Annotated in this window: 4 protein-coding genes; all 4 read right to left on the minus strand. The window is 63.4% G+C overall.

Annotated elements, in window-relative coordinates:
* Positions 1–729 (minus strand): molybdopterin-synthase adenylyltransferase MoeB (locus ACK59L_RS21320; RefSeq protein WP_409275905.1); only part of this gene is annotated, 729 nt, incomplete at its 3' end.
* Positions 723–1,553 (minus strand): peptide chain release factor N(5)-glutamine methyltransferase, encoded by an 831-nt coding sequence (prmC, locus tag ACK59L_RS21325; RefSeq protein WP_409275907.1) that lies wholly within the window; start codon positions 1,551–1,553, stop codon positions 723–725. The genes prmC and ACK59L_RS21320, both read right to left, overlap by 7 nt.
* Positions 1,553–2,635: a peptide chain release factor 1 gene (gene prfA / locus ACK59L_RS21330; RefSeq protein ID WP_058605370.1), complete on the minus strand. Its 1,083-nt coding sequence runs from the start codon at positions 2,633–2,635 to the stop codon at positions 1,553–1,555. Before prfA ends, prmC begins: the two co-directional genes overlap by 1 nt.
* Positions 2,635–3,909: a glutamyl-tRNA reductase gene (gene hemA, locus ACK59L_RS21335; protein ID WP_058639472.1), complete on the minus strand. Its 1,275-nt coding sequence runs from the start codon at positions 3,907–3,909 to the stop codon at positions 2,635–2,637. The genes prfA and hemA overlap by 1 nt, the downstream gene beginning before the upstream one ends.
* Positions 3,910–4,336 lie beyond the last annotated feature (427 nt).

Raw genomic sequence — 4,336 nt, forward strand, 5'->3', positions numbered from 1 at the left:
GCAGCTAGGGTCGCGTTTGACCCGCAATTCACGGATACGCGTGCCCAAAGCGTCGATCAGCAACAGTCGCCCTACCAAGGGTTCGCCGAAGCCGGCCAGCAGCTTCATGGCCTCCAGCGCCTGCAAGCTGCCCACCAAACCTACCAGGGGGCCGATCACGCCCGCCTCGCTGCAGGTCAGCTCAGCCTCGCTGCCGTGACCATACAGGCAGTGATAGCAGGGGCTGTAGTCGCGGCGCGGGTCGAAAACCGAGAGCTGGCCTTCCAGGCGGATCGCGGCGCCACTGACCAGGGGCTTGGCAGCCGCCACGCAGGCCGCATTGACCGCCTCGCGCGTCCCGAAGTTATCCGAGCAGTCGAGGACCAGGTCCACGGCCGCTACGGCAGCGGCCAGCGAGTCCTCATCCAGCGCCTGCCGGTGGGCAACCAGGTCGATTTCCGGGTTTATTGCCTGCAGGCGCTGCAAGGCCGAGTCGACCTTGCTCATGCCCACGCTGGCACTGTCATGGATGACTTGGCGCTGCAGGTTCGTCAGGTCGACCGTATCGAAATCTGCCAGGTGCAACTCGCCAACGCCAGCAGCCGCCAGGTACAGCGCCACGGGCGAGCCCAGGCCGCCGAGTCCGACGATCAAGGCCTTGCTGTGCTTAAGGCGCAGCTGGCCGTCGATGTCGATCTGGGACAGCAATACCTGACGACTGTAGCGCAGCAGCTCCTGGTCGCTCAGCATGGCAGGTGCCCCAAGGTGATGCGCGGGTGGCCGCCCAGGTCGGTGCGGCTGCTCACCTCGACAAAGCCGTTTTCCCGCAGCAGCACCTGTACGGCATCAGCCTGGTCATAACCATGCTCGAGCAGGAGCCAGCCGCCTGGGGTGAGGTGGGCCGGCGCCTGCGCGGCGATGACCCGCAGGTCATCCAGACCGTCGACCCCGGCTACCAGCGCGCTGCTGGGCTCGAAGCGTACATCACCGTCGATCAGGTGCGGGTCTGAAGCCGCGATATAGGGCGGGTTACTGACGATCAGGTCGAAGCGTTCGCTGGAAAGGCCATCGAACCAGTGGCTGACCTGGATGCGGGCGTTGGCCAGGCCAAGCCGCTGGCGGTTGCGCTCGGCCAACGCGGCGGCCTCGGGCACGCGATCGACCGCCGTTACCTGCCACGCCGGTCGCTCGCTGGCCAGCGCCAGGGCAATTGCACCGGTGCCGGTACCCAGGTCGAGCACCTTGGCCGGCACCGCAGGCAGCAGCTCCAGCGCCGCCTCGACCAGCAGCTCGGTGTCCGGTCGCGGGATGAGCGTATGCGGGGCCACTTCCAGGTCGATCTTCCAGAAGCCCTGCTGGCCCAGGATATAGGCCACGGGCTCCCCGTCCCTGCGCCGCCGCAGATAGCCGTCGTACGTCTGGGCAGCGTCGCTGCTGACGATGCGTTCTGGCCAGGTGTGCAAATAACTGCGCGATTTGCCAAGCGCCGCCGCCAGCAGCAACTCGGCATCCAGGCGCTCGGTAGGCGAATCGGGTAACTGCGCGTTGCGCAGCAGGCTGGCGATGATGGTCATCAGTCCCCCAGAGCAGCCAGTTGGTCGGCCTGGTATTCGGCCAGCAGGGGCTCGATCACCGCATCGACCCCACCGGCCAGCACGTCGTCCAACGAGTACAAGGTGAGGTTGATGCGATGGTCCGTGACACGACCCTGTGGGTAATTGTAGGTGCGAATGCGCTCGGAGCGATCCCCGGAACCCACCAGCAGCTTGCGCTCACTGGCGATGGCGTTCTGAGCGGCACTGGTCTGCATGTCGTTCAACTTCGCCGACAGCCAGGACAAGGCGCGCGCACGGTTCTTGTGCTGGGAACGCTCTTCCTGGCATTCAACGACGATGCCCGTGGGCAAGTGCGTGATGCGGATGGCCGAGTCGGTCTTGTTCACATGCTGACCGCCTGCGCCGGACGCGCGGTAGGTGTCCACGCGCAAGTCGGCTGGGTTGATCTCGATGGCCGCTTGCTCATCCGGCTCCGGCAAGACCGCCACGGTGCAGGCCGAGGTGTGAATGCGGCCCTGGGATTCGGTTTCGGGGACGCGCTGTACACGGTGCGCGCCGGACTCGAACTTGAGCTTGCCGTACACGTTCTCGCCCTCGACGCGGGCGATGATTTCCTTGTACCCGCCGTGCTCGCCTTCATTCTCGGAGAGGATTTCCAGCCGCCAGCCGCGCTTTTCCGCGTAGCGCGAATACATGCGAAACAGATCGCCCGAAAAGATCGCCGCCTCGTCGCCACCGGTACCGGCGCGAATCTCTAGAAACACATTGCGCCCGTCGTTGGGGTCCTTAGGCAGCAACATGCGCTGCAGCTGAGCCTCCAACGCCACCAACCGGTCCTTGGCCTCGCGCACCTCCTCCACGGCCATATCACGCATGTCCGGGTCGCTGTCCTTGAGCAGCGCCTGGGCGCTTTCAAGATCGTCCTGGACTTTGCGCCATTGCTGATAGGCCGTGTGCACCGGTTCGACTTCGGCGTACTCGCGGGAATAGGCGCGAAAACGTGTCTGGTCGGAAATGACCTCGGCATCACCAAGCAAAGCGGTGAGTTCTTCGAAGCGGTCCTGGAGAATGTCCAGTTTATTGAGCAGCGACGCTTTCATTACAGGGATTTGTCCGTGGAGCCCTCTTGGAGGGCAAAGAGTTCCTGGGCCATGGCCAGCGCATCGAGGCGGCCCTCGGCCGAGAGCTTTTTCAGCTGCACGCTGGGCGCATGCAGGAGCTTGTTGGTCAGGCCGCGCGCCAATTGGGCCAATACGTCTTCAGGGTTGCCACCGTTGGCCAGCAAACGCTGGGCCTTTTGCAGTTCTTCATCACGCAGCCGTTCGCTTTGCTGGCGGTAGGCCCGCAGCACATCGACAGCAGCCAGCTCACGCAGGCGCGCCATGAAATCCTCGGCCCCCACCGCCACCAGTTCTTCGGCAGCCTGGGCGGCGCCCTGGCGGCTCTTGAGGTTTTCGGCAACCACGTCATGTAGGTCGTCGACGGTATAGAGGTACACATCGTCGAGCTCGCCCACTTCGGTCTCGATGTCGCGCGGGACAGCGATATCGACCATGAAGATGGGTTTGTGCCGGCGCTGCTTGAGGGCGCTTTCGACGGCGCCCTTGCCTAGAATCGGCAATTGGCTGGCGGTGGAGCTGATGACGATGTCGCTGTTGGCGAGCTCTTGGGGGATATCGGCGAGCAGCACGGCGTGTGCACCAAACTGCTCGGCCAGGGTGCTGGCGCGCTCGAGTGTACGGTTGGCCACCACGATGCGGCGCACGCCCTGCTCGTGCAGGTGGCGGGCGACCAGGGTGATGGTTTCACCGGCGCCGATCAGCAGGGCCTGGCTGCGGGCCAGGTCGCTGAAGATCTGCTTGGCCAGACTGACCGCCGCGAAGGCGACCGACACGGGGTTTTCGCCGATGGCGGTGTCGGTACGGACCTGCTTGGCGGCGCTGAACGTGGCCTGGAACAGGCGCCCGAGCAGCGGCCCCACGGTGCCGGCTTCGCGGGCAACGGCATAGGCGGACTTCATCTGGCCGAGGATCTGCGGTTCGCCGAGCACCAGAGAGTCGAGGCCGGAGGCAACGCGCATCATGTGCCGGACGGCATCGTGTTCTTCGTGCACGTAGGCGCTGGCACGCAATTCGTCGAGGCTGAGGCGGTGATAGTCGGCCAGCCACTGGAGCACGGCATCGGCCGACAGCTGGTCCTGCTCGATGTAGAGCTCGCTGCGGTTGCAGGTGGACAGGATCGCTGCCTCGCGACTGGTGGTGAGGCGGCAGAGCTGCTGCAGGGCATCCACCAGCTGCTCCGGGGTAAACGCCACGCGCTCGCGGACGTCTACCGAGGCAGTCTTATGGTTGATACCAAGTGCAAGAAAGGCCATGCAAGATCGCTGGTTGTGACAGGAAGCCGATAATTGTCCTCTTTCGCAGGTTAGAGGACAACCACCGTTCGCTATCGAGGTGATAGTGTGGCGGCGCGAAGGTGTTCTTGAGGATACGCTGTGGACTTCAGGCGCTGGCATCCAAGGGTGCAGTCATTTGGCTATTACCCGACTCATGATGGAGCGCTCAAGGCGATAATGCGCAGGCCTTACTTACACCGAGTTACATCTTTGTCACATCCAAATTCGCTATCGAGTCAAACACCACACACGTATCCCCAAAACAGCCTCTCATGGCTACTGAGTTCGATACTGATTCACCCTAACTCCAAAGCGTTCAATCTTGCTTTTGATCTTGATCTTGATCTTGATCTTGATCTTGATCTTGATCTTCGCGACTGCAGAAGGCCGAACGCAGGTCTTGCGA

The sequence above is a fragment of the Pseudomonas sp. KCJK9111 genome (genome assembly GCF_046231935.1).
GTDB lineage: Bacteria > Pseudomonadota > Gammaproteobacteria > Pseudomonadales > Pseudomonadaceae > Aquipseudomonas > Aquipseudomonas parafulva_B.

Bases quoted from the DNA above. Each gene is read 5' to 3' on its own strand.
- prmC (WP_409275907.1), bottom strand. From the start codon at position 1,553: ATGACCATCATCGCCAGCCTGCTGCGCAACGCGCAGTTACCCGATTCG.
- prfA (WP_058605370.1), bottom strand. From the start codon at position 2,635: ATGAAAGCGTCGCTGCTCAATAAACTGGACATTCTCCAGGACCGCTTC.
- hemA (WP_058639472.1), bottom strand. From the start codon at position 3,909: ATGGCCTTTCTTGCACTTGGTATCAACCATAAGACTGCCTCGGTAGAC.